The sequence below is a fragment of the Stenotrophomonas sp. SrG genome, assembly GCF_050031795.1.
Lineage (GTDB): Bacteria > Pseudomonadota > Gammaproteobacteria > Xanthomonadales > Xanthomonadaceae > Stenotrophomonas > Stenotrophomonas rhizophila_A.
On record NZ_JBNBBE010000017.1, the window covers coordinates 1 to 24,671 of the forward strand.

General features: G+C 66.8%; 21 protein-coding genes. 5 read left to right on the forward strand and 16 right to left on the reverse strand.

What is annotated here, in order from left to right:
* Nucleotides 1-114: 114 nt before the first annotated feature.
* Genes lipA through ACQG3P_RS15515 form a run of 3 tightly spaced genes read right to left on the reverse strand, consistent with a single transcriptional unit; the run spans nt 115 to nt 2,117 of the window.
* Nucleotides 115-1,125: a lipoyl synthase gene (gene lipA / locus ACQG3P_RS15505; protein ID WP_068854039.1), complete on the reverse strand. Its 1,011-nt coding sequence runs from the start codon at nt 1,123-1,125 to the stop codon at nt 115-117.
* Between the two features lie 18 nt (nt 1,126-1,143).
* Nucleotides 1,144-1,851, reverse strand: coding sequence for a lipoyl(octanoyl) transferase LipB (lipB, locus tag ACQG3P_RS15510; RefSeq protein WP_217535768.1), 708 nt, complete (start codon nt 1,849-1,851; stop codon nt 1,144-1,146).
* Complete coding sequence (locus ACQG3P_RS15515) at nt 1,839-2,117, reverse strand: DUF493 family protein (RefSeq protein ID WP_068854041.1); 279 nt, start codon at nt 2,115-2,117, stop codon at nt 1,839-1,841. Before ACQG3P_RS15515 ends, lipB begins: the two co-directional genes overlap by 13 nt.
* Before the next feature lie 192 nt (nt 2,118-2,309).
* Here ACQG3P_RS15515 and ACQG3P_RS15520 point away from each other — a divergent pair, with 192 nt between their 5' ends.
* Nucleotides 2,310-3,371 (forward strand): lipid A deacylase LpxR family protein, encoded by a 1,062-nt coding sequence (locus ACQG3P_RS15520; RefSeq protein WP_093533521.1) that lies wholly within the window; start codon nt 2,310-2,312, stop codon nt 3,369-3,371.
* Nucleotides 3,372-3,466: 95 nt separating this feature from the next.
* On the opposite strand, the gene ACQG3P_RS15525 is transcribed toward ACQG3P_RS15520, so the two are convergent.
* From ACQG3P_RS15525 to ACQG3P_RS15560, 8 genes are all read right to left on the reverse strand, one after another.
* Nucleotides 3,467-4,684 (reverse strand): D-alanyl-D-alanine carboxypeptidase family protein, encoded by a 1,218-nt coding sequence (locus ACQG3P_RS15525; protein WP_068854043.1) that lies wholly within the window; start codon nt 4,682-4,684, stop codon nt 3,467-3,469.
* A 60-nt stretch (nt 4,685-4,744) separates the two neighbouring features.
* Nucleotides 4,745-5,992, reverse strand: a complete 1,248-nt coding sequence (locus ACQG3P_RS15530) for a septal ring lytic transglycosylase RlpA family protein (RefSeq protein WP_093533957.1) — start codon at nt 5,990-5,992, stop codon at nt 4,745-4,747.
* On the reverse strand, nt 5,989-7,134 hold the full coding sequence (gene mltB / locus ACQG3P_RS15535) for a lytic murein transglycosylase B (RefSeq protein WP_426805565.1): 1,146 nt from the start codon (nt 7,132-7,134) through the stop codon (nt 5,989-5,991). The genes ACQG3P_RS15530 and mltB overlap by 4 nt, the downstream gene beginning before the upstream one ends.
* Before the next feature lie 465 nt (nt 7,135-7,599).
* A complete protein-coding gene (gene rodA, locus ACQG3P_RS15540; protein WP_068854046.1) occupies nt 7,600-8,712 on the reverse strand; it encodes a rod shape-determining protein RodA in 1,113 nt (370 codons plus the stop codon).
* Complete coding sequence (mrdA, locus tag ACQG3P_RS15545; protein ID WP_093533961.1) at nt 8,709-10,772, reverse strand: penicillin-binding protein 2; 2,064 nt, start codon at nt 10,770-10,772, stop codon at nt 8,709-8,711. Before mrdA ends, rodA begins: the two co-directional genes overlap by 4 nt.
* A gap of 1 nt (nt 10,773) precedes the next feature.
* On the reverse strand, nt 10,774-11,259 hold the full coding sequence (gene mreD, locus ACQG3P_RS15550) for a rod shape-determining protein MreD (protein WP_068854048.1): 486 nt from the start codon (nt 11,257-11,259) through the stop codon (nt 10,774-10,776).
* A complete protein-coding gene (gene mreC, locus ACQG3P_RS15555; protein WP_426805566.1) occupies nt 11,256-12,260 on the reverse strand; it encodes a rod shape-determining protein MreC in 1,005 nt (334 codons plus the stop codon). The genes mreD and mreC overlap by 4 nt, the downstream gene beginning before the upstream one ends.
* Nucleotides 12,261-12,419: 159 nt before the next feature.
* Nucleotides 12,420-13,466 (reverse strand): rod shape-determining protein, encoded by a 1,047-nt coding sequence (locus ACQG3P_RS15560; protein WP_038686189.1) that lies wholly within the window; start codon nt 13,464-13,466, stop codon nt 12,420-12,422.
* Nucleotides 13,467-13,740: 274 nt separating this feature from the next.
* Between ACQG3P_RS15560 and ACQG3P_RS15565 the strand changes: the two genes are divergently transcribed.
* Nucleotides 13,741-14,679 (forward strand): carbohydrate kinase family protein, encoded by a 939-nt coding sequence (locus ACQG3P_RS15565; RefSeq protein ID WP_095362973.1) that lies wholly within the window; start codon nt 13,741-13,743, stop codon nt 14,677-14,679.
* Nucleotides 14,680-14,904: 225 nt separating this feature from the next.
* On the opposite strand, the gene ACQG3P_RS15570 is transcribed toward ACQG3P_RS15565, so the two are convergent.
* The 3 genes from ACQG3P_RS15570 to ubiE form a co-directional block, all read right to left on the reverse strand.
* Nucleotides 14,905-15,636, reverse strand: a complete 732-nt coding sequence (locus ACQG3P_RS15570) for a hypothetical protein (protein ID WP_320457949.1) — start codon at nt 15,634-15,636, stop codon at nt 14,905-14,907.
* Between the two features lie 109 nt (nt 15,637-15,745).
* Complete coding sequence (locus ACQG3P_RS15575) at nt 15,746-17,677, reverse strand: M1 family metallopeptidase (RefSeq protein WP_426805567.1); 1,932 nt, start codon at nt 17,675-17,677, stop codon at nt 15,746-15,748.
* Between the two features lie 150 nt (nt 17,678-17,827).
* A complete protein-coding gene (ubiE, locus tag ACQG3P_RS15580) occupies nt 17,828-18,589 on the reverse strand; it encodes a bifunctional demethylmenaquinone methyltransferase/2-methoxy-6-polyprenyl-1,4-benzoquinol methylase UbiE (RefSeq protein WP_306987507.1) in 762 nt (253 codons plus the stop codon).
* 71 nt (nt 18,590-18,660) lie between these two features.
* Here ubiE and ACQG3P_RS15585 point away from each other — a divergent pair, with 71 nt between their 5' ends.
* From ACQG3P_RS15585 to ACQG3P_RS15595, 3 genes are all read left to right on the forward strand, one after another.
* Nucleotides 18,661-19,113: a nucleoside deaminase gene (locus tag ACQG3P_RS15585; protein ID WP_426805568.1), complete on the forward strand. Its 453-nt coding sequence runs from the start codon at nt 18,661-18,663 to the stop codon at nt 19,111-19,113.
* A 199-nt stretch (nt 19,114-19,312) separates the two neighbouring features.
* Nucleotides 19,313-19,645, forward strand: a complete 333-nt coding sequence (locus ACQG3P_RS15590) for a hypothetical protein (protein ID WP_068854055.1) — start codon at nt 19,313-19,315, stop codon at nt 19,643-19,645.
* 69 nt (nt 19,646-19,714) lie between these two features.
* Nucleotides 19,715-20,107, forward strand: a complete 393-nt coding sequence (locus ACQG3P_RS15595; protein ID WP_426805569.1) for a low affinity iron permease family protein — start codon at nt 19,715-19,717, stop codon at nt 20,105-20,107.
* Here the strand turns inward: ACQG3P_RS15595 and ACQG3P_RS15600 are convergent, their stop codons facing one another.
* Together ACQG3P_RS15600 and smeE are read right to left on the reverse strand one after the other, a co-directional pair.
* Complete coding sequence (locus ACQG3P_RS15600) at nt 20,108-21,502, reverse strand: efflux transporter outer membrane subunit (RefSeq protein ID WP_426805570.1); 1,395 nt, start codon at nt 21,500-21,502, stop codon at nt 20,108-20,110.
* Nucleotides 21,495-24,671, reverse strand: coding sequence for a multidrug efflux RND transporter permease subunit SmeE (gene smeE, locus ACQG3P_RS15605; protein ID WP_426805571.1), 3,177 nt, complete (start codon nt 24,669-24,671; stop codon nt 21,495-21,497). Before smeE ends, ACQG3P_RS15600 begins: the two co-directional genes overlap by 8 nt.

A 24,671-nucleotide genomic window follows, 5' to 3' on the forward strand; every position in this document is an offset into this window, starting at 1 on the left:
TGCCGACGCCGGGGGACATTCGCCGGAAAGGGCATGGCGGCCCGGCGCTCGATTCACCGGCAGCCGCGTCTGATCGGAGCGCGCGCTCCAATCAGACGGGAGAAGAACCAGGGCTCAGGCGACGCCAGCGCCCTTTGCCTGCACATCGGCGTGGTACGAAGAGCGCACCATCGGGCCGGAGGCCACGTGGCTGAAGCCCAGCTCGTAACCGTAGACCTCCAGTTCCTTGTATTCCTCGGGCGTCCAGTAACGCAGCACCGGGTGGTGGTGTGCGGTCGGCTGCAGGTACTGGCCGATGGTGATCATGTCCACGTCGTGCGCGCGCAGGTCGCGCATGGTTGCCCGCACCTGGTCCATGTCCTCGCCCAGGCCCAGCATGATGCCGGACTTGGTCGCGATCGACGGGTGCTGCGCCTTGAAGTTCTTCAGCAGGGTCAGCGACCACTGGTAATCCGCACCCGGGCGTACGTTGCGGTACAGGTCCGGCACGGTTTCGATGTTGTGGTTGAACACGTCCGGCGGGTTGGTCGCCAGGATGTCCAGCGCCCGCTCCATGCGGCCCTTGCCGCGGAAGTCCGGGGTCAGCACTTCGATGCGCGTGTTCGGCGACTTGGCCCGGATCGCCCCGATGCAGTCGGCGAAGTGCTGGGCACCGCCGTCGCGCAGGTCATCGCGGTCCACGCTGGTCACCACCACGTACTTCAGGCCCATGTCGGCCACGGTCTGGGCCAGGCTGGCCGGCTCACCCGCGTCCGGCGGCTTCGGCCGGCCGTGGGCCACGTCGCAGAACGAGCAGCGCCGCGTGCAGACCTCGCCCAGGATCATGAACGTTGCCGTGCCGTGGCTGAAGCACTCGTGGATGTTGGGGCAGCTGGCTTCCTCGCAGACCGTCACCAGGCGGTTCTCGCGCAGCTTGGCCTTCAGCGTCTGCACCGCGTTGCCCGACGGAATCCGGACCCGGATCCACGACGGCTTGCGCAGCACCGGTGCGTCGGCGAACTGCACCGGCGAGCGGCCGATCTTGTCACCGCCCAGCTGTTTGACACCGGCCTGCAACGGCGCGGCGGACGGCGTGTCGCCCTGCACGACCTGCAGGGGAATGATGCGAGCGGTGGTTTCAGTCATGGCCTTGGTCGGCGGCGCTCAGGCCGCGTCAGTCAGATCGGGCAGGTCCGTGGCAGGCTGGAGGTCCAACCCGAACTGGCGGGCCAGATGGCCCAGCAGTACCGGCTTGACGGCCGCCATGCCGGACGGTCCCCCCAAGTCTACCATCGAGGTGACCTGCAGCCCTTGGTAGCCGCAGGGGTTGATGCGGTGGAATGGCTCCAGGTCCATCGCCACGTTGAAGGCCAGCCCATGGAAGGTGCAGCCGCGGCGGACCCGGATGCCCAGCGCGGCCACCTTGGCCCCGCCCACGTAGACCCCCGGCGCGCCGTCCAGCCGTTCAGCCCCGATATTCCACTCGTCCAGCGTGTCGATGATCGCCTGCTCGATCCGGCACACGTAATCGCGCACCCCGATCCCCAGCCGGCGCAGCTGCAGCAGCGGGTAGACCACGATCTGGCCCGGCCCGTGGTAGGTCACCTGGCCGCCGCGGTCCACGTGCAGCACCGGGATATCGCCCGGGGCCAGCACGTGCTCGTCCTTGCCGGCCTGGCCCAGAGTGAACACCGGATCGTGCTCGACCACCCACAGTTCGTCCGGGGTGTCGTCGTTGCGTGCATCAGTGAAACGCTGCATTGCGTGCCAGACCGGCGCATAGGGCTGGCGGCCCAGGTCGCGCACGATCGCCGGCTGCGCCGGGCGCTGGCCCGGTGCAGCGGTGGTTTCGCAGCTGGTTACAGCGTCCACTTCACTTCCGGGTGGTCGCGCAGCGCGGTGTGGGCAAGGTCCAGCTGCTCGCGGCTTTCGGCCATGAAGACCAGCTTCACGGACACGTATTTGCCGTTGGACGAGGTCTTCCAGGTGATGCGCTCTTTGAGCACCTGGATGCCGGCCAGATGCAGCAGCTGCGGAAGTTCGTGCTCCAGACCGATGTTCGCGGCGCCCATGGCGCTGAGCTCGAATTGACCGGGGAACTGGAAGCCGTGTTCGGGATTGTCAGACTTGATTTCCATGACCGCGATTATGGGGACGGAAGCGTCTGAACCCAAGACCTGCATGATCGTGCCCACAGCTGCGCCGAACGGTACGTGAAGATCGGCCTTCACGAACAAGACGCACCAGTGCGTGCGCGGTGCTGGTCAGGGCATCACGCCGTGAATACCCTGCTCCCGCTTAAAAATGAATAAACCATCCGCGGGAATCTTATGCTTCTGAAGCGATTCGCGTTACCGGCCGCACTTGCCGGTGTTCTTGCAGCAGCCGCGCCTGCGGTACAGGCAGCCGAACAATGCGGGCCCGACGCCATGCGCGAGCACCCGCCGCAGGTCAACTTCCGCGTCGACAACGATCTGTTCGGCGGCGCCGACCAGGACCAGGGCTACACCAACGGGGCGCAGATCACCTTCGTCTCGCCCAACCTGGTCGATTACACCGACGATCCGTGCCTGCCGAAGCTTGCCCGCTGGGTCAACCGCCACCTCGAACGCCTGGCCCCCGGCGAGTTCGAGCAGCAGAACATGATCTTCAGCTTCGCCCAGCAGATCTACACCCCCAAGGACTTCACCCGCCGCGACGTGATCGAGGACGATCGGCCGTATGCCGGCGTGCTGATCGGCAGCTTCGGCTACAACGCCCGTCGCGGCGACCGCCTGCAGACCACCCAGCTCGCGCTCGGCGTAGTCGGGCCGTGGGCGCTGGGCAAGGAAGTGCAGGACGCCGTGCATGACGCGCTGGGCGATGAGAAATTCCAGGGCTGGGACAACCAGCTGCACAACGAGCCGGTGTTCATGCTCACCCACGAGCGCATGCACCGCTGGGGCGATGCCGAGGACAACCTGGCCGGCTGGGGCTGGGATGCGATCAGCCACTACGGCGGTGCGGTCGGCAACCTCGCCACCCACCTCAATGCCGGCGGCGAAGTCCGCTTCGGCTGGAAGCTGCCGGACGATTTCGGCAGCACCCCGCTGCGCCCGGCCGGCGAAAACACCGCGCCGACCCGCGGCGGCAAGCCGACCGGGTGGTCGTTCCACCTGTTCGCCACCACCGACGCGGCCTGGGTGATCCGCGACATCACCCTGGACGGCAACACCTTCCGCAACAGCCACAGCGTGGACAAGCGCAACTGGGTGGCCCAGGGCGGTTACGGCCTGGCGGTGATGTACAACCGCTGGAAGTTCGCCCTCGCCCGCTACCACAGCACCCGCGAGTTCGACCTGCAGGACCAGTCGCCGATCTACGGGTCCTTCACGATCAGCAGATCGCTATAGCGATCTGCGGGTAGGTGCCCACCGTTGGTGGGCACACCGAAAAGAAAAAAGACCGGCTTGCGCCGGTCTTTTTTTTGCCGTTCCAGGCGGAACCGTTATTCCGATTCCCACCACATCCAGAAGCTGTCCCACAGGCGCTTGAAGAAGCCGGCTTCTTCCACCGCGGCCACTGCCACCAGCGGAGCCTGCGCCACCACCTTGCCGTCCAGGGTCACCTTCAGCGTACCCACTGCCTGGCCCGCGGTGAACGGGGCTTCCAGGGTCTTGGGCACGTCGATGCTCGGCTTGAGGTCGTTGTAGCGGCCGCGCGGCACGCTCACCAGCAGCGGCTGGGCCACGCCCAGCTGCAGCGTATCGGCCTTGCCCTTCCACACCTTGTGTTCGGCCACGGCCTTGCCCGGCTCGTACATGCGGTGCGTTTCGAAGAAGCGGAAGCCCCAGTTGAGCAGCGCCAGGCTGTCATCGGCGCGCTGCTTCTCCGAAGCACCGCCCAGCACCACGGCGATCAGGCGCTGGTCGCCACGCTGGGCCGAGCTCATCAGGCAGTAGCCCGCTTCGGAGGTGTGTCCGGTCTTGATGCCGTCCACGCTCTGGTCGCGCCACAGCAGCAGGTTGCGGTTGGGCTGGGTGATGTTGCCCACGGTGAATTCCTTCACCTTGTTGTAGGCGTAGGTTTCCGGGTAGTCGCGCACGAACGCACGGCCCAGCAGCGCCAGGTCGTAGGCGGTGGTGCGATGCCCTTCGGCGCTCAGGCCGTGGGCGTTGACGAAGTGCGAGTCCTTCATGCCGATCCTGGCGGCGTAGCTGTTCATCAGCGAGGCGAAGGCTTCTTCGCTGCCGGCCACATGTTCGGCCAGCGCGATGGCGGCGTCATTGCCCGACTGGATCGCCATGCCCTTTTCCATGTCTTCCAGACGCGCGGTCTGATTGACCGGGAAGCCGCTGTAGCTGCCGTCGGTGCCGGCGCCACCTTCGCGCCAGGCACGCTCGCTCATCATCACCTGGTCGTCGGTACGGACCTTGCCGTTCTTCACTTCGGCGGCAACCACGTACGAGGTCATCACCTTGGTGATGCTGGCCGGGGCCAGCTGTTCATGGATGTTCTCGCCGGCCAGCACCTGGCCGGTGGCGTAATCCATCAGCACCCAGGCCTTGGCCACGCTGGGCTTGGGCGCCGGCGGGGTGGCCACGGTAACGGGGGCGGCGGCGGCAGGAGCGGGTGCCGGGGCCGGGGTCGGCAAGGGGGTCTGGGCGGAGACCATGCCCACGAACAGGGTCGTGGCCATGGCAGCAGCGGCAAAGCGGAATTTCATCGGACAGCAAGCTCCAGGAGGGCGCCAAGGGAATTACAGGGGACGGTCATTGTAGGTCGTTTACTCTTTCACGATCTGCGGCGACCCGAATCCCAGACCGACAATGCGGCCGGCAAGTTCCGAGGCGCTGGCATGGTCGGCCGCCGGCACCCGCAGGCGCCACAGGGTGCGGCCGCCGCTGACGATGTCGCTGATGCTGGCGCCGACGATGCCGGCCGAGGACAGCTGGCCCAATGCCTTGGTGGCGTTCTCGCGGCTGGCGAAGCTGGCTACCTGCAGCAGCACGTTGCCGACCTGCTGCTGCAACGAGGGGCTGGGTGTGGCGGCCGCGACGGGCGCAGGCAGGGGGCGGGCGGCGGCGGCCACCGGCGCAGCCGCCGGCAGCGCGCTCACCGTGACCGGGCCCGTCTCCAGCGTTGCCGCCTGGGTCGCGGCCGGCTGGGCCGGGCCGGCCGGACGCGCGGCAGGCGCCGGCAATGCGCCGACCAGCTTGTCCATGTCGCTGGCGCGGCGCACCGTGGCCGGCGGCGTTGCAGCTGCCACGGTCGCGGCCGCTTCCGCCGCACGGCGCTCACGGCGCGAGGGCTTGTCGGCCAGCAGGTTGTCCTCGCCCGGGGTCAGCGCACGTACTTCCACGTTGCCGGTGCCGCGCTGGGTGATGCCCAGGCGCACGGCGGCGGCGTAGCTGAGATCGATCACCCGGCCGTCGTGGAACGGGCCGCGGTCATTGACCCGCACGATCACCGATTCGCCGTTGTCCAGGTTGGTGACCCGCGCAAAGCTTGGCAGCGGCAGGGTCTTGTGCGCGGCGGTGAAGGCGTACATGTCATACACCTCACGGTTGGAAGTCAGCCGGCCATGGAACTTGGCACCGTAGTAGGACGCCGTGCCCTTCTCGGCATAGCCCTTGGGCCGGTCCAGTACCTGGTAACTCTTGCCCAGCACCACGTAAGGCGATTTGTTGCCGATCGCCGAGCGTGGCAGGTCCACCACGTCCGGTTCGGGAATGCAGGCCACGTTGGGAATGTAGGTCGGGGTGCTGTCGTTGACGCCCGGCTTGTACAGCCCGCCCGCGCGGTAATCGCCGCGCGTGCTGGGGTCTTCGGAGGCGGCCTTGTACGGCGAGCCTTCAGGGCAATGCGCAGGGCGGCTGCCCTTGCCCTTGCCCTGCCCCTGCACCAGCGCGCCCGACGGTTTGCCGGTAGTGCCGCTCGCGCTGGGCGGCTTTTTAGGTGCACTGCTGCAGGCGGCCAGCGCCAGGATCAGCAGGCCGGGAACCGCCCATCTGCAGCGCGCGCGTGCGTTCATGCCGGCGGCAGCTCCTGGCCGGCGATGGCCTGCGACAACTGGTACACGGCCATCGCGTACATCTTGGACAGGTTGTAACGGGTGATGGCGTAGTAGTTCTGGAAGCCCAGCCAGTACTGCTTGCCGGTGCTGCCCTCCAGCGTGATCGGGGTGGCCGTCAGCCCGGACGGGACGGGTGCCGCGGGCTGGTAGCCGCGCTGGGCCAGGTCGGACAGCGTCCAGGTCGGGGTCCAGTCGGTGGGGTCGAACGGCGCGCGGCCGGGCGCCAGCGTGGCCGGGACCGCAACCGGGCCGCCGCGCACCCACCCGCCCTTCTTGACGAAGTAATTGGCGATGGAAGAGAACACGTCGTCGTAGCTGGTGAACAGATCGCGGCGACCATCACCGTTGCCGTCCACAGCGAAGTCCAGGTAGCTGGACGGCATGAACTGGCCCATGCCCATCGCGCCGGCATAGCTGCCCTTGATGGACAGGATGTCCAGCTTCTCGTCGCGGCTCAGCGCGAACAGGCGCGCCAGCTCATCGCGGAAGAACAGTTCGCGCCGCACTTCGCGTTCGAGCTTGGCCGGGTCGCCGCTGCGCGGGTAATTGAAGGCCAGCGTGTACAGCGCATCGAGCACGCGGTAGCTGCCGGTGTTGGCGCCGTAACTGGTTTCCACGCCGATGATCGCCACGATCACTTCAGCCGGCACCCCGGTACGTTCCTGCACGCGCATCAACTCATCGCGGTGCTGGGCCAGGAACTTCCTGCCGCCGTCGATCCGCGCCTGGCTGATGAACATCGGCCGGTACTCGTTCCACGGCTTGACCCGCTCGGCCGGACGCGACATGGCGGCAATGATGGGAGCGCGCACCTGCGCCTGGGCCAGCGTGGCCTCGATCTGCGCAGCGGGAATGCCATAGCGGGCGGCGGTATCGCGCACGAAGTTGGCGCGTGCCACTTCGAACGGCACCGGGGTGAGGTCAACCGGCGGCGCGTTGGCTGCGGCCCCTTCCGGCGCGGCTTCGGCAGGCCCCTTGTGGGCAACTCCCGGCTTGTTGGGCGCACCTGACGCCTGCGGCGGCGGTGACGGGGAGTGCGGCTGGGTCGCGCAGGCAACCAAACCGAGCGTAAGCATGCAAGCCAAAGTGCGTCGAATCATCGCCGCAGGTTAGCAGGTCAAAGATGAAATAAAACCCCTAACACCATGAATCCCAACGATTTGCCTGAAGTTTCGGGGGTTCGTTAAGAGCGTGTGTAAAGGTATTCCGGCTGCGCCCCCATCCCCATGGGCGCAACCGGGCTACCGACCCGGTCGATACTGGTGCGACGCGCTACTCCCCAGCGCAACGCCGCACCCCCTGTACCCGTTGGGTCAACTACGTCCCGCAGCGCCTTGCGCGTCGCTTGGCTCGATGCGCAGCTGCTTGCGGGCCGCCATTGTGCAGGCCGTTTACGACAAGTCCATTGATCGTGATCAAGCGCATTCATATTTGTGCGCTACATCTCACTTTACCGACGGGTTGTTGACACCCTCTACATCCACACCGCCGATTTCAGCACAATCCTCACGCTGCAATAACGAATCTGCGCAAGAACCTGTCCCTGCTTGCCGATCTTTTGACGGTCAGCTGTAGCCGCCGTGCACCGGGTTGTGGCTGCGTGCGGCCATGACCAGCCCGAACCCGGCCAGCAGCGATACCGCCGAGGTGCCGCCGTAGCTGATCAGCGGCATCGGCACGCCCACCACCGGCAGCAGGCCGGAGATCATGCCGCCGTTGACCAGCACGTAGACGAAGAACGCCAGCCCGGTGGCGCCGGCCAACAGGCGCGAATAGGAATCGCGCGACTGCGAGGCGATCCACAGGCAGCGCCCGATCACCACCAGGTACAGGAACAGCACCAGCGCGACGCCGATCCAGCCGAACTCCTCGCTGAGCACGGAGAAGGCGAAGTCGGTGGTCTGCTCGGGAATGAAGTTCAGGTGCGACTGCGAGCCCTGGCCCCAGCCCTTGCCATCGAAACCGCCCGAACCAATGGCGATCTTGGACTGGATGATGTTCCACCCGGCGCCCAGCGCATCCATCTCCGGGTCCAGGAACATCATGATGCGGTCTTTCTGGTAGGGCCGCAGCAGCCAGATCCAGGCGACGGGTGCGGCGGCGGCGACGCCCCCCACGGCCACGCCCACCCACCACCACGGCAGGCCGGCCAGCAGCAGCACGAACGCACCGCTGGCGGCGATCAGCACGCCGGTACCGAAGTCCGGCTGCAGCATCACCAGCCCCGTCGGCACCCCGATGATCACCGCGCTGACCATCACCGTGGAAAAGCGCGGCGGCAGCGGCATGCGGTGCAGGTACCAGGCCACCATCATCGGCAGGCTGACCTTGAGCAGCTCGGCCGGCTGCAGGTAGAACAGCTTCAGGTCCAGCCACTGGCGGCCGTACTTGCCGGTGCCGAGCACGAACACGGCCAGCAGCGGGATCATCGACACCGCGTAGATCAGCGGGGTGGCCGAGCGGATGCGCAGGATCGGCATGCGCGAAATCGCCCACATCGCGCCCAGCCCGACCACGAAGCGCGCGCCCTGGGCGAACACCAGCGAATCGCCGCCGGCGCTCTTGAGCACGGCAAGGCCGATCAGCATCAACGCACCCAGCGCCAGGCACAGCACCCAGTCCAGGGTGCTGCTGAAGCGCACGACCATGTCGCTGGCCCAGCGCAGGAAATCCTTCATCGGCTGCGCTCCGGCGGGGCGGGAGGTTGGGCCGCCGGCGCCAGTGGCGCGCCAGGTACGGGTGCAGGCGCGGGAACCGGTTCAGGCAGGCCGACCAGCACCGGCAGCGATTCCAGCACGGCGGCAGCGGCATCGCCGGCCTCGCGCGCGGCACTGTCGCCTTCGAATGCGGTGATGCCGATCGCGGTGGTGCCGCGCAGGCTGTCCAGCGGCTCCATGCCTTCGGGCATCTTGCCCAGCAGCCAGGCATCGAACAGCTTGCGCGCGATCGGCGCCGCCGCCGAGCCGCCGTAGCCGCCGCCTTCGACCGCAATGGCCAGCACGATCACCGGGTTTTCGGCCGGTGCAAAGCCCACGAACAGCGAGCGGTGGCGCAGGTGCATCGGCAGGCTCTTGGGGTTCACCGCCGCAGTGCCGCGGCGGCTGATGACCTGCGCGGTGCCGGTCTTGCCGGCGATGGTGTACGGCGCGCCGGCCGCCGCGCGCGCGCCGCTGCCGCCCGGGCGCATGGTGCCCATCATGCCTTCGCGCACGGCTTGGAGGTTCCCCGGACTCGGGCTGACCGGCTTGCTCGTGCCGGCCGGCGTGGGCACCCAGTCCGAATCGAAGCTTTCGCGCTGCTGCATCACCAGGTGCGGGGTGCGCAGCTGGCCGTCGGCAATGCCGCCCACGCCGTGCACCAGCTGCAGCGGGGTGACCTTCCAGTCGCCCTGGCCGATGCTGACGTTGACCGTATCGCCGGGATACCAGCGTTCCTTGCGGGATTTGTACTTGTTCTGCGGCGAAGGCAGGATGCCGCCGATCTCGCCGGTGAGGTCGATACCGGTCGGCTCGCCGAAGCCGTAATAGCCCATGTAGTGGTCGAACCGCTCGATGCCCAGGTCCAGCGCCAGCTTGTAGTAATAGGTGTTCACCGACTGGGTGATCGACTTGCGCAGGTCGGTCCAGCCGTGGCCGCCACGGTTGGCATCGCCCCAGCCACGCGAGGTGCCCGGAAGGTAGAACATGCCGGTGGAGAGGATCTTGTCTTCGGGCTTGCGCACGCCGCTGTCCAACCCGGCCAGGCCGATCAGCGGCTTGATGGTCGAACCCGGTGCCACGCCACCCAGCACCAGGCGGTTGAACTGCGGGCGCGAGGGGTTGTCGTTGAGGGCCTTGAAATCGGCATGCGAGATGCCGTTGACGAACAGGTTGGGGTCGTACGACGGCAGGCTGACCATGGCCAGGATTTCGCCGGTGCGCGGATCCATCGCCACGCCGGCGCCGTCGAAATCGCCGAAGGCCGCCACCATGGCGCGCTGCAGGTCGGCATCGATGGACAGTCGCAGGTCGTTGCCCGACTGCGCCGCGACCCGGCCGATGGTGCGGATGGCGCGGCCCTGCACGTTGGTTTCAACCTGCTCGTAGCCGACCTTGCCGCGCAGCTGCTGCTCGTAATAGCGCTCCAGGCCGGACTTGCCGATATGGGTCAACGCGGCATTGCCCTCGCCCAGCGTTTCCAGGTCCTTGTCATCGACCCGGCCGACGTAACCGATGATGTGCGCGAACAGATCGCCGTAGGGATAGCGACGGGTCAGGTACGGTTCCAGCTCCACGCCGGGATAGCGCCAGCGGTCGACCGCGAAGCGCGCCATTTCCTCGTCGGTGACCCGCAGCTTCAGCGTCACCGGCAGGAAGCTGCGACGCGCCTTGCGTGACTTGTTGAACGTTTCCAGGTCTTCCGGGGTGATCGTCAGGATCTTCGCCAACCCGGCCAAGGTGGCGTCCATGTCCTTGACCTTGTCCGGGGTGATGTCCAGCCGGAACGCGGGCACGTTTTCGGCCAGCAGCCGCCCGTTGCGGTCATAGATCATGCCGCGCCCGGGCACCACCGGCCGCGGCTTGATGCGGTTGGCTTCCGAACGCGTGGCGTAGGTGTCGTGGTCCAGCACCTGCAGCTTGAAGTACCACCCGCCCAGCCCGACCAGGCAGACCAGCACGCCGAGGAAGCCCAGCGCGGCGCGGCGCCGGAACTGCTCGGCTTCGGCGCGCGGATTCTTGGCCTGGCGGCGCACGTACATGTCAGCGCCCGCGACGCCCGAAGCGCACGGCGTCGAGCAGCACGAACACCAGCGGCCACAGCCCCATGCCCAGCAGCGGCGCCCACCAGTACGACCACGGCAGGGTCGGTTCGCCCACGGCGATGTGGACCACGGCGCTGACGATGCGGTCGTTGAACAGCAGGCCACCGATGGCCAGCACCTGCTGGGACATCGGGAAGAAGCGGATGCGCGCACGGAAGCGCTGCAGGATGAAGGTGAGCATCACCAGCCGCAGCGCCTGTTCGCCGAGCACGCCGCCGTACAGCAGGTCGGCGATCACGCCGCAGGCGAAGGCCACGCCCAGCCCGACCCGGTCCGGCGCCTCGATCACCCAGTACGCCAGCACCAGCGCCAGCCAGTACGGGCGCAGCGGCTGCAGCAGCACCGGCAACGGCAGCAGGCCGAGCAGCAGTGCCAGCACGATGCTGACCGGGAGCACCCAGGGTTTGTCGCGCAGGCGGCTCATGGGGTGGGCCCGGTTGGGGATGGCTGGGGTGCGGGTTGGGCCGGTTGTGGCGCGGTTTCCGTGGGCCGACTAACAGTCGGCGCTACCGGGGTTGCCGCCGCAGGTGCAGGCGCTGCCGGTCCGCCTGCGGCTTCGGACAGTTGCACATTGGGCGGAACGCGAATTGCTGCGCCGGGGCGGAGAAGCAGTACGTCGCGGCCGCGGTCGAGCTGGGCGGCGGGCTTGAGTTCGCCGACCAGGAAGGCATGGGTATCGTCCGGGCGCAGGGCGGTGATCCTGCCGACCGGGAAGCCGGCCGGGAAACGGCCGCCCAGGCCGGAGGTGACGATCTCGTCGCCCACTTCCACCCCGGCGCTGAGCGGAATGTCGCGCAGTTCCAGGGTGTCGCCGCGGCCGTAGACGATCAGGCGCACGCCGTTGCGGGCCACGGTGACCGGCACCGCGTGGTCCGGATCGGTGAGCAGCAGCACGGTGGCGTTGCTGGCGGTGGTGGCGATCACCTGCCCCATCAGGCCGCCGGCGTCGATCACCGCCTGCCCCATGTGCACGCCATCGCGGGTACCGGCGGCCAGCACCAGGCGCTGCCGGACCGGGACCAGGTCGATGTCCAGGATCGGCGCCAGCTGCACGTCCAGCCCGCTGCGTTCGGCCACGTTGAGCAGTTCGCGCAGCTGGGCGTTGTCCAGCGCGGCGGTCTGCAGGCGGGTCAGGCGTGCATTGGCGATCAGCAGCTGGTTGCGCAGCTCGCGGTTCTCATCGACCAGCTGGCCGTGGCTGGCCGCATTGTCCTTGACCTGGGTGCCAAGCCGGCCCGGCAGGCCGGCCAGCGCCCACACCGGCTGCACCAGCACGTTGGCCTGGGCGCGCGCGCGCGCCAGCCAGCCGGCCTGGTCATCGAGCACGATCAGGGTGATGGCCAGGGCCAAATAGGCGAGCAGCCGCAGGGGGCTGCTGGCATCACCCTGGCGGGAGGCTACGGGAGGACCGGCGTAGGGCGGCACGACTGGCTTCGACTGGACAAGGTGGAAAGGGAGCGCGGGGCCGCCACGTGCGGCGGCACCGGGATGCAACAACGCCCCGGCGCTGCGATGCCCGGCGTGGCAGGCACGCAGCGGGCATCACGCCGCAGGGGCGCGTCCAACACACAGGACCGGTACGGCTTACTCCGGCGCAAAGAACTCGTTGCCGTGCATGTCCACCAGCTCCAGCGCACGACCGCCACCGCGGGCCACGCAGGTGAGCGGGTCGTCTGCCACCTGCACGTGCAGGCCGGTTTCCTCGGAGATCAGGCGGTCCAGGTCGCGCAGCAGGGCGCCACCACCGGTCAGCACGATGCCGCGCTCGGCGACGTCGGCGCACAGTTCCGGCGGGGTCTGCTCCAGCGCCAGCTTGACCGCGCTGACGATGCCCGAGAGCGGTTCGTGCAGCGCTTCGAGCACTTCGTTGGAGTTGATCTTGATCATCTTCGGCACGCCCTCGGCGAGGTTCCTGCCGGAGATTTCCATCTCGATGACCTCGGCCTGCGGGTAGGCGCAGCCCAGCTCGACCTTGATCCGCTCTGCGGTGGCCTCACCGATCAGCATGCCGTGGTTGCGGCGCACGTAGTTGGTGATCGACTCGTCGAAGCGGTCGCCGCCGATGCGCACCGAGGCCGAATAGACGATGCCGTTCAGCGAGATCACGGCCACTTCGGTGGTGCCGCCGCCGATGTCGATGACCATCGAGCCACGGGCTTCGGTGACCGGCATGCCGGCGCCGATCGCGGCGGCCATCGGCTCTTCGATCAGGAACACGTCACGGGCACCGGCTTCCTCGGCCGATTCCTTGATGGCGCGGCGCTCGACCTGGGTCGAACCGGCCGGCACGCAGACCAGCACGCGCGGGCTCGGGCGCAGGAAGCGCGACTTGTGCACCTTCTTGATGAAGTGCTTGAGCATCGCCTCGGTGTAGGTGAAGTCGGCGATGACGCCATCCTTCATCGGGCGGATGGTGGTGATGTGGCCCGGGGTACGGCCCAGCATCTGCTTGGCTTCGGCGCCGACGGCGGCCACCGAGCGGGTGCCACCGATGGCACGGTCCTGGCGCACGGCCACGACCGACGGTTCGTTCAGCACGATCCCCTGCCCGCGCACGTAGATGAGGGTATTGGCCGTGCCCAGGTCGATGGACAGGTCATTGGAGAACATGCCACGCAGTTTCTTGAACATCTGGGAGTTGATCCTGAGGGGTGTCGCGCCCAACGCGGGATGGCGAAAAATTGGGCAGAATTCGAGGTCGACAAGCCTAGCAATCCCCCTGTGCGCGAGCAAGGAGAAATGTCCGTCAACGCCAGCCTTGGCGGCCATTCAGCCCAATCCGGACAGCCGGGGTTCTGGCCCTGCGGCGCCGCACCCGTTAACCTTTGCGCCATTGGGCGCCTCAGGGCGCCGTTTCGTTGCCCGCCTGCCGGGCCTCAAACCCCTTCCGCATAGGCCTTAATCGATGTCCGCTTTGATCTGTGGTTCTCTTGCCTTCGACACCATCATGGTGTTCCCGGACCAGTTCAAGAATCACATCCTGCCGGACAAGGTGCACATCCTGAACGTGTCGTTCCTGGTGCCGCGCATGCGCCGCGAGTTCGGCGGCTGCGCAGGCAACATCGCCTACAACCTGCACCTGCTGGGCGGCGAGCCGATCCCGATGGGCACGGTGGGCTCGGACTTCGGCCCGTACCGCGAGTATTTCCAGGGCTTGGGCATCGACCTGAGCCGGATCAAGGTGATCGACGAGCTGTTCACCCCGCAGGCATTCATCACCACCGACCACGACAACAACCAGATCACCGCCTTCCACCCGGGCGCGATGATGCGGTCCTACGAGAACCATGTGAAGGACGTGCCGGGCGTGACCCTGGGCCTGGTCGGCCCGGACGGCCGCGAGGGCATGATCCAGAACTCGCAGGAGTTCTTCGAGGCCGGCGTGCCGTTCATCTTCGACCCGGGCCAGGCCATGCCCCTGTTCAACGGGCCGGAGCTGCGCACCTTCATCGAGCAGGCCGACTACGTGGTGGTCAACGACTACGAGTCCAACCTGCTGCAGGAGCGCACCGGCTGGGATGAAAAGGAGATCGTGAGCCGGGTCAAGGCCTACATCACCACCCGCGGCCCCAAGGGCGCGGTCATCCACACCCCGGAAAAGACCTACGACATCCCGCCGGCGCACGAGCGCCGCGTGGTGGATCCGACCGGCTGTGGCGACGCCTTCCGCGCCGGCCTGATCTACGGCATCGAGAAGGGCTACGACTGGCTGACCATCGGCCGCATGGGCAACCTTATGGGCGCGCTGAAGGTGGAGCATCCCGGCACGCAGAACCAGCGGTTCACCTTCGAAGAATTCAACGAGCAGTTCAAACAGCAATTCGGTTACGCGCTGGGCGCGTAACCGAATCGCTGGTTGACCTGCTCGCCCAGAATTCGCCTCCGGCGAATTCTGGGCCCCGTGGCATGTTTCCTATCCCCGCGCCTTCGGCGCGCCCCCTTAACAAAAGGGGGCTGTTCCTCCAGCGAGGTCCCCGCGCCGACTGTACCGACCAACGGTCGGTACCTACCGGGACACGCAAGGTTGGTAGGTGCCGACCGTTGGTCGGCACTTTGCCTCACCGCTCGGTTAATTCCACCAGTTGGGCATGCGGCTGGCGTCTACGCCGCCGGTTTCGAATACTGCGGTGCGGGTGCCGCCGGCCTTGACCGGGAATTCGATGGTGATGGACCTGGCCTTGCGGGCCAGCTTCCATAGCGCCTTCTGGTCGGTGATGAACATGGCGATGGCCTCGTCGGTCTTCGGGCGCCAGGCGGCCATCGAGATCGGCTTGCCGTCGTCGACCGTCACCTTCACCGTGCACTGCGGGCAGCGGAAATCACCGGCCTGCAGCACCAGGTAGGCGTGGCGCTTCCACTCCGGGTGGTCGCGGAAGATCAGCTGCACCGTCGTCGGGCCGCTGCCGTCCACGTCCACCCGCTCCTTGCTGTAGATCGAGGCCGAGACCTGGTTGCCCTTGCTGCCCACCGGCACCTGGTTGTACTGCCACAGGCCCTGCATGCGGCGTAGTTCGCGCGCGGTTTCGGCCTTGGCCTTGACCTCGGCGTAGCCGGGTTCGATCCGTGCCGCGACGTCCGTGTCCTTGTACTGGTCCAGCAGCGAACCGCCATGGATGCGTGCACGCTCCCAGTCCTGCGCGGCCACGGCCATGTCGTACTGCTTGGCCACGCCTTCGGCCTTCTCTTCCTGCTGCGCCTTGGCGGCGGCAGTCGCGGCTTCCTGCGCCTTGCGCTCTTCTTCCGGGTTGCTGCAGGCAGCCAGGGCCAGTGCGCAGGCCGCGGCAAGGATCAGTCGTTTCATTACGGGCTCCAGGTGTCAGCGAGGACGCCAAGAGGCGTCACCTGTGTACTTTAACAATGAAAAACGGCGGGGTTTCCCCCGCCGTTCCTGATCAACGCAGCGCTGGCGGTTACTTGCCCGCGCTTGCCTTGTCCAGCATGTCCTGCACCGATGCCGTGGTGATCGGGTGGTAGCTGGGCTTGGCCTTTTCAAAGGCCGCCTTGGCGAACGCCAGGCCTTCCGGGGTCTTCACCAGTTCGGCGTAGATCGGCAGGATCAGCTTGCGCCGGCCAACGCGTTCGATGAAGGCACCGGCCGCTTCATTGGCCTCCAGATAACCGCTGCGGATGGCCAGCGGGTACCAGCGCATGGCGATCTCGCCATTGGCGGTGCCGGTGAACGCGTACGCCTTGTCCAGCGCGGCCAGCTTGTCCACGGGCAGGGTCTTGCCCATGCCGTCGATGAAGTGCACCCATTCCTGGGTACCCCACTCGCTGGTGATCTGCGCGCTCGGCAGCGTGCCACTGCCCTGCCATGCAATGCGCGCGGTATCGACGATGGAGAAGTTGCGCGAACGCGCCTTGGTGGCGAACGCCGGAATACCCGGCTCGTCCAGCCATGCCTTCAGCTCGGCGTCGGTCACCGCGCCGGGCTTCTTGGACAGCAGGTTCTTCTTCAGGTACTCGACGAACTGGTCGGTGTTTGCGCTCTGGAACGCATGGTCATCGAACCAGCCACGCAGGAACGGATCGAACACTTCACGGCCAAAGCGCTGCTCCAGGAACTGCAGGAACCACGAGCCCTTGACGTAGGCCACGTTGCTCAGCGCCTCGTCCGGGTCGCGCTCGGTCAGCGGCGGCAGGGCCAGGGCCTGGTCGGCCGGGCTCATGTCCTTGACCTCGGCCAGCAGGTCGTTCTGGTCGATCTCGCGCTCCATCTCGGCCATTTCCTGGCCGTACAGCGCTTCGGTGATGCGGCCCTGCACGTAGGTGGTAAAGCCTTCGTTGAGCCAGATGTCCTTCCAGCTGGAGTTGGTCACCAGGTTGCCCGACCAGCTGTGCGCCAGTTCATGGGCCACCAGCGAGACCAGCGACTTGTCGCCCACGATCACGGTCGGGGTGGCGAAGGTCAGGCGCGGGTTTTCCATGCCGCCGAACGGGAACGACGGCGGCAGTACCAGCATGTCGTAGCGGCCCCAGCGGTATTCGCCATAGAGCTTTTCGGCCGCACCGATCATCTTCTCGGTGTCTTCGAATTCCTTGGCGGCCTTGCCGACCATGGTCGGTTCGGCCCAGACGCCGGAACGCCCGGAGATCGGCTCGAACACCAGGTCGCCGGCGGCAATGGCCAGCAGGTAGGACGGAATCGGCTGCGGCATCTTGAAGGTGTAATCACCGTCACGCGCGGCCTTGGGGTCGTTGTCGGCGCTCATCAGCACCATCACGTCCGGGCGCGAGGCCACGTGCGCGCTGTAGGTGAAGCGCACGCTCGGCGTGTCCTGCAGCGGCACCCACGAACGCGCGTGGATGGCCTGGGACTGGCTGAACATGAAGGGCAGCTGCTTGCCTTCGGTCATCGACGGCTCCAGCCACTGCAGGCCCGAGGCGGTCGGCGCGGTGTGGTAGGTCACCCGCACCTTGCCCGGCTGGGCCGGGGCTTCGATGGTCAGCTTGCTGCCGAACACCTTGTCGGCCGGCGCCAGCGCGAACTGCAGCGGCGCGGCGCTGCCATCGGCGGCGACGGCTTCGACCTTCTCGATGGTCAGCTCGCGGGTGTCCAGCACCAGCTGCTTGGCTGCCTTGTCCTTCCACTCCAGGGTGTAGGTGGCGGTGCCGCCGATCTGCCTGCTGTCGAAATCCAGCTTCAGGTCCAGCCCCAGGTCCTTGATGACGACCTTGTCCGGTTCGGCGTAGGAACTTTCATCGTGGCTGCGGTTGACGGCTTTCACGGCAGTGTCGGCGCTCGGCTGGGCGGCGGGGGCCGCGGTCGGGGCGGCGGGCTCTTTGGAGCAGCCGGCGGCAAGCGCGACGGCCAGGGGAATCAGCAGGAACGGGGATCGCATGAATCGGGACCGATCAGGGTGAAACCGCCAGTTTACCCCCGACTTCGCTCGCCCGGGATGTGACCGGCTGCCCATTCCCCATTCAGTTACCCTCGCACAGCAGGCGCGCCCCACCGGCCGCCTTGGCTCACCGGGAACCGGACCGGTGTCTCAAACCTTGTAGCCGGAGTGGATCGAGACGATGCCGCCGGTCAGGTTCTTGTAATGGCAGCGCGCGAAACCCGCCTCGCCCATCATGCTCTTGAGCTGCTCCTGCGGCGGGTGCTTGCGGATGCTCTCGGCCAGGTACTGGTAGCTGTCGCCGTCGCGGGCGAACAGCTGGCCCAGCTTGGGCAGGATCTTGAACGAATGGAAATCGTAGATCGGCTTGAACCAGTCGGCGGTGACTTCGGAGAACTCCAGCACCCGCGCCTGGCCGCCCACCTTGAGCACGCGGTACATCTCGCGCAGGGCGGCGTCCTTGTCGGTCACGTTGCGCAGCCCGAAGGCGATGGTCACCAGGTCGAAGCTGGCATCCGGGAACGGCAGCGCCTCGGCGTTGCACTGGACGAAGTCCAGGCCAGCCACCAGGCCGCGGTTGGTCAGGCGGTCGCGGCCCACGGTGAGCATGCCGGCGTTGATGTCGCCGACCACCACCTGGCCGTCGTCGCCCACGCGCTCCTTGAGCAGCGCGGCGATGTCGCCGGTGCCGCCAGCCAGGTCGAGCACGCTGTCACCCGGCTTCACCTGCGCGGTGGCCACGTAGTAGCGCTTCCACGCCCGGTGGATGCCCAGGCTCATCAGGTCGTTCATCAGGTCGTAGTTGCGCGCGACCGAGGTGAACACTTCGCCCACCAGCTTCTGCTTGTCCTTGGCGGCGACATCGCGGAAGCCGAAATGGGTGGTGCCAGTCTTGTAGGGGGATTCGCTCATGGCCCCGATTATCGCACCGCTGGCCGGCCGGCGGCACCTTATGATGGCCCCTTCAGTTGAACGGACCGCCCATGATCACCACCCCCGACTACGCCGCCCTGCTTGAAACCGCCATCGCCGAAGCCCGCCAGGGCCTGGCCGAAGGCGGCATCCCCATCGGCGCTGCCCTGTACCACAACGACGGCCGCCTGCTCGGCTGCGGCCACAACCGCCGGGTCCAGGAGGGCGACCCGTCCGTGCACGGTGAAACCGACGCGTTCCGCAAGGCCGGCCGCCAGCGCCGCTACCAGGACACCATCATGGTCACCACCCTGGCCCCGTGCTGGTACTGCAGCGGGCTGGTACGCCAGTTCAACATCGGCACGGTGGTGGTGGGTGAATCGGTCACCTTCCAGGGCGGTATCGACTGGCTGCGCGAAAACGGCGTGCAGGTGATCGACATGCAGAGCCAGGAATGCATCGACCTGCTGGGCGGTTTCATCTCGGCCCATCCCGACGTCTGGAACGAAGACATCGGCGAGTGAGCGCCGGTTCCTGCGCGGTCACGCAGCAAAACATGCCAGATGCGCCACACCGCCTGCGTGTGGCGCCACGCAGTCATGAATGCTTCAGTTGAATGGCAGTGCGCGCACGCGCGCTGCACATCGCCATGACGCGGCATGCACCGGGTTTTACGCACTATCAGGTTGCCTTTCCCTTCCTTCCTTTCGAATCGAAGCAGCCATGTCCTCCGTCCCGCGCTCCATTCCCGCCGTTATCAATGTCGAGGCCGAGGTGAACTACTGGCGCGAGAAGCATGTCGCTGACGAGCTGAAATCCGCGTCCTTCGGGCATTACATCCCGTGGATCAAGTTCGCCTGCGATTCGCTGATCACCCACCCCAAGGCCTCCGACGAAGAGCGCGAAGAAGCCTTCCAGCACCAGTACGCGGCGCAGATCATGGCCAAACTCAGCGTGGATGACGCGCGGAAATTCGTCGAGGACGTCTGGGAACACGTCTACCTGATGAGCCAGCATGACCAGAATGCGCGTCCCCGCCTGAGCGCGAGCGCCTGAGCCACGGCTGCACGGCGCCTACACGGGGCGCCTGCCATTGATGGGGCCAGTTCCCGCGTTACGGTTCCCATGAAACTTCGCAGCGTGTTCAACCTCGTCGCCAAGAAGGCGTCCTACGCGGCGGGTACGCCGTGGACCTTCCTCGGTGCAGTCAGCATCGTGCTGATCTGGGCCCTCACCGGGCCCGTATTCAAGTTCAACGACACCTGGCAGCTGGTGATCAACACCGGCACCACCATCATCACGTTCCTGATGGTGTTCCTGATCCAGCACAGCCAGAACGCCGACACCGCCGCCATCCAGATCAAGCTCGACGAGCTGATCCGGGTGACCGCGGCGGCCAACAACGAACTGCTGGATCTTGAAGAACTGGACGAGGAGCGGCTGGAAGAGATCCGCCGCACCTACGAACAGATGGCGCGCGATGCGACCAAAGCCCTGGAAAAGGCGCGGAATCGGTAGTTACCGCGCGGCCACATCGCCGCGTTCATACCACCCGCCACCCAGCACCTTGTACAGGGCCACCTGGTTGGACAACCGGTTCAACTGCGTGGTCACCAGCGACTGCCGCGCGGTGTACGCGGTCCGCCGCGCGTCCAACAGGGTCAGGAAGCTGTCCAGCCCAGCGTCATAGCGCGCCTGCGACAGCGTCCGTGCCTGTTCGGCCGCCGCCACCAGCGCCTGCTGTGACGCCAGCTGCGCATCCAGGCTGTCGTTGAGCGCCAGTGCGTCGGCGGCCTCGCGGAACCCGGACTGGATCGCCTTCTCGTACTGCGCCAGCGCGATATCGCGGTTGGCATTGGCCACGCCCAGCCCAGCGCGCAGCTTGCCGCCCTGGAAGATCGGCAGGTTCAGCGTGGGCAGGAAGCCCCACGCGCGGGTGCCGGCATCGAACAACCCCGACAGTTCAGACGAGGTGGACCCAATGCTGCCGGTGAGGCTGATTGACGGGAAGAACGCCGCGCGTGCGGCGCCGATGTTGGCGTTGGCCGCCAGCAGCGTGTGCTCTGCCGCCATCACGTCCGGGCGGCGCAGCAGCACCTCACCGGGCACGCCCGCCGGCACCGCGCGCACGGCGGCCACGCCGGTGGCTTCGCTGGCGGGCAGCAACGCCTCGTCGATCGGGCCACCGGCCAGCAGCGCCAGCGCGTTGCGGTCCTGCGCGACCTGGCCCTGGTAGCGGGCAACATTGGTGCGCGCGGTTTCCACCAGCGTGCGCGTCTGGCTCAGTTCCAGCGCCGAGGCACCGCCCAGCTGGTGGCGCGCCTCGCTCAGGCGCAGCGAGTCCTCATAGGTGGCCAGGGTGGCCTCGGCGATCTTCAGCTGCTCGCTGTCGGCGCCCAGGGTCAACCACGCATTGGCCACTTCGGCCACCAGCGACAGCTGCGCGTTGCGGCGGTTGGCCGCCTCGGCGAAGTACTGCTGCAGCGCCGCCTGGCTCAGGTTGCGCACACGGCCGAACAAATCCAGTTCGAACTCGACCACGCCGAGGTTGGCGCTGAACTGCTCGGTGACCGGCACATCGCCACCGCTGCGGGTCATCTGCCCCTGCACGCCGAGCGCGGGAACCCGGTCGGCACGCTGGATGCGGTACTGCGCACGCGCCTTGTCCACATTGAGCACGGCCACGCGAAGGTCGCGATTGTTCTCCAGCGACTGGGCGATGAGCGATTGCAGCCGCTCGTCGACGAAGTAGTCGCGCCAGCCGATGTCGGCCACCTCCACCGTCGCAGCGGTGGAGGTGGTGGCCGGCCACTGTGCCGGGATCGCCGGGGCGACCTCGGTGCTGCGTGGCTCGAGCGTGGCGCAGCCGGAGAGGGCGGCGGTCATGGCCAGGGCAAGGAGCGCCTTATTCATGGGTGTCACCTTCGTTGGCGTTCGTCCCGACCAACGGTCGGGACCCACCGTTCCTGGTGCCGCGGTTGAACAGCTTCTGCACCACGACAAAGAACAGCGGAATGAAGAACAGGCCCAGCACGGTGCCGACGATCATGCCGCCCAGCACGCCCGTACCGATCGCGCGCTGCGCACCCGAACCGGCGCCCGAGGCGATGGCCAGCGGCAGCACGCCCAGGCCGAATGCCAGCGAGGTCATGATGATCGGCCGCAGGCGGTCGCGTACCGCGTGCATGGTGGCTTCCAGCACGCCTGCGCCCTTCTCCAGGTTTTCCTTGGCGAACTCCACGATCAGGATCGCGTTCTTGCTGGTCAGGCCCACCGTGGTCAGCATCGCCACCTGGAAGTAGATGTCGCGTTCCATGCCACGCAGGGTATTGGCCAGCACCGCCCCGAGGATGCCCAGCGGCGCCACCAGCAGCACCGAGGTCGGCACGCTCCAGCTTTCATACAGCGCGGCCAGGCACAGGAACACGATCAGCAGCGACAGCGTGTACAGCAGCGGCGTCTGCGAACCGGCCTGGCGTTCCTGGTAGGACAGCGCGGTCCATTCGATCTCGAAGCCCGGCGGCAGGTCCTTGGCGATGCGTTCGATCTCGGCCATGGCATCGCCCGAGGCCACGCCCGGTGCGGGCTCGCCCTGGATTTCCATTGCCGACACGCCGTTGTAGCGCTCCAGGCGCGGCGAACCATAGTCCCAGCGCTTGGAGGCGAAGGCGCTGAACGGCACCATCTCACCGGCGTTGTTCTTCACCGACCACAGGTTGAAGTCGTCCGGGTTCATGCGGAACGGCGCATCGGACTGCACATACACGCGCTTGACCCGGCCACGGTCGATGAAGTCATCGATGTAGCTGCTGCCCCACGCGGCGGCCAGGGTGCTGTTGATCGCGCTGGTCGACAGGCCCAGTGCATTGGCCTTTTCCACGTCCACGTCGATGCGCAGCTGCGGGGTGTCTTCCTGGCCGTTCGGGCGCACGTTGGCCAGCAGCTTGCTCTGCCCGGCGCCGCCGAGCAGCTGGTTGCGCGCATTGAGCAGGGCCTCGTGGCCCTGGCCGCTGTTGTCCTTCAGGAAGAAGGTGTAGCCCGAGCCGATGCCCAGCTCCGGCATGGCCGGCGGCGGGAAGGCGAAGATGAAGGCGTCCTTGATCTGGCCCAGCGCGCCCATCGCGCGCCCGGTGATCGGGCCTACGCCCTGGTCGGCATCACGCTCCTTCCAATCCTTGAGCTTGATGAAGGCCATGCCCGCGTTCTGGCCCATGCCGGCGAAGCTGAAGCCCTGCACCGAGAACACCGACTCCACCGCCTCGGTCTCGTTCTTCAGGAAGTGGTCTTCCAGCTTGTACATCGCCTCCAGGGTACGTTCCTGGGTGGCGCCGACCGGGGTCTGCACCAGCGCCATCAGGATGCCCTGGTCTTCATTGGGCAGGAACGAGCTGGGCAGCCGCGCGAACAGCACGCCCATCGCCACGGCCAGTGCCACGAAGATGGCCATGAAGCGCCAGGGCCGCGCCAGGATGCCCTTGACCCCGCGCTGGTAGGTTTCGCTGGAACGGTCGAAGCCGCGGTTGAAACCGCCGAAGAAGCGCCCGGACCAGCCCTTGTGCGCCACGTGGTGCTCGCCCTTCTTCAGCGGCTTGAGCATGGTGGCGCACAGCGCCGGGGTGAGCACGATGGCGACCAGCACCGACAGCGCCATCGCGGACACGATCGTGGCCGAGAACTGCCGGTAGATGACGCCGGTGGAGCCGCTCATGAAGGCCATCGGAACGAACACCGCCGACAGCACCAGGCCGATGCCGACCAGCGCGCCGGTGATCTGGCTCATCGACTTGCGGGTGGCCTCCAACGGCGACAACCCTTCTTCGGACATGATGCGTTCGACGTTCTCCACCACCACGATGGCATCGTCCACCAGCAGGCCGATCGCCAGCACCATGGCGAACATGGTCAGCATGTTGATCGAGAAGCCCAGCGCGGCCAGGATGCCGAACGTGCCCAGCAGCACTACCGGTACGGCGATGGTGGGGATCAGGGTGGCGCGGAAGTTCTGCAGGAACAGGTACATCACCACGAACACCAGCACGATGGCTTCGATGAGGGTCTTGATGACGCCCTTGATCGAGACCTGCACGAACGGGGTGGTGTCATACGGCACTACCGATTCCAGCCCGGCCGGGAAGTTTTCCTTCAGGTCCTCCAGCGCGGCGCGCACGCCGTTGGCGGTATCCAGCGCGTTGGCGCCGGTGGCCAGGGTGATCGCGATACCGCTGGACGGCTTGCCGTTGTAGCGGGTCACGAAGTCATAGCTTTCGGCGCCCAGCTCGACCCGGGCCACATCGCCCAGGCGCAGCTCGCTGCCATCGGCACCACCGCGGACCAGGATGTTGCGGAACTGTTCCGGGGTCTGCAGGCGGTCCTGCGCGTTGATGGTGGCGTTGAGCTGCTGGCCCTTCACCGACGGCGCGCCGCCGAGCTGGCCGATGGCCACCTGGGCGTTCTGTGCGGTGATCGCCGCGGTGACTTCGTCCACCGACAGCTTGTAGGTGTGCAGCTTGTTGGGGTCCAGCCAGATGCGCATGGCGTACTTGCCGCCGAACACCTGGATGTTGCCCACGCCCGGCACGCGGCTGAGCGGATCGACGACATTGGAGCCGACGTAATCGGAAATGTCGTTGGCATCCATGCTGCCATCGTTGGAGACGAAGCCGATCACCTGCAGGAAGCCGCTGCTGGACTTGGCCACGTTGATGCCCTGGCGCTGTACTTCCTGCGGCAGCAGCGGCATGGCCAGCTGCAGCTTGTTCTGCACCTGGACCTGGGCGATGTCCGGATCGGTGCCGCTTTCGAAGGTCAGGGTGATGGTGGCTTGGCCGTTGGCCGAGCTGTTGGAGGAGAAGTAGATCAGGCCATCGATGCCCTTCATGTTCTGCTCGATGATCTGGGTCACCGAGTCCTCGACCACCTTGGCCGATGCGCCCGGGTAGGAGGCGCTGATCTCGACGGCGGGCGGTGCCACTTCCGGGTACATCGACACCGGCAGCTTGAGCACCGCCAGCGCACCGGCGAGCATGATGATGATCGCAATCACCCACGCGAAGATGGGGCGATCAATAAAGTAACGAGCCAT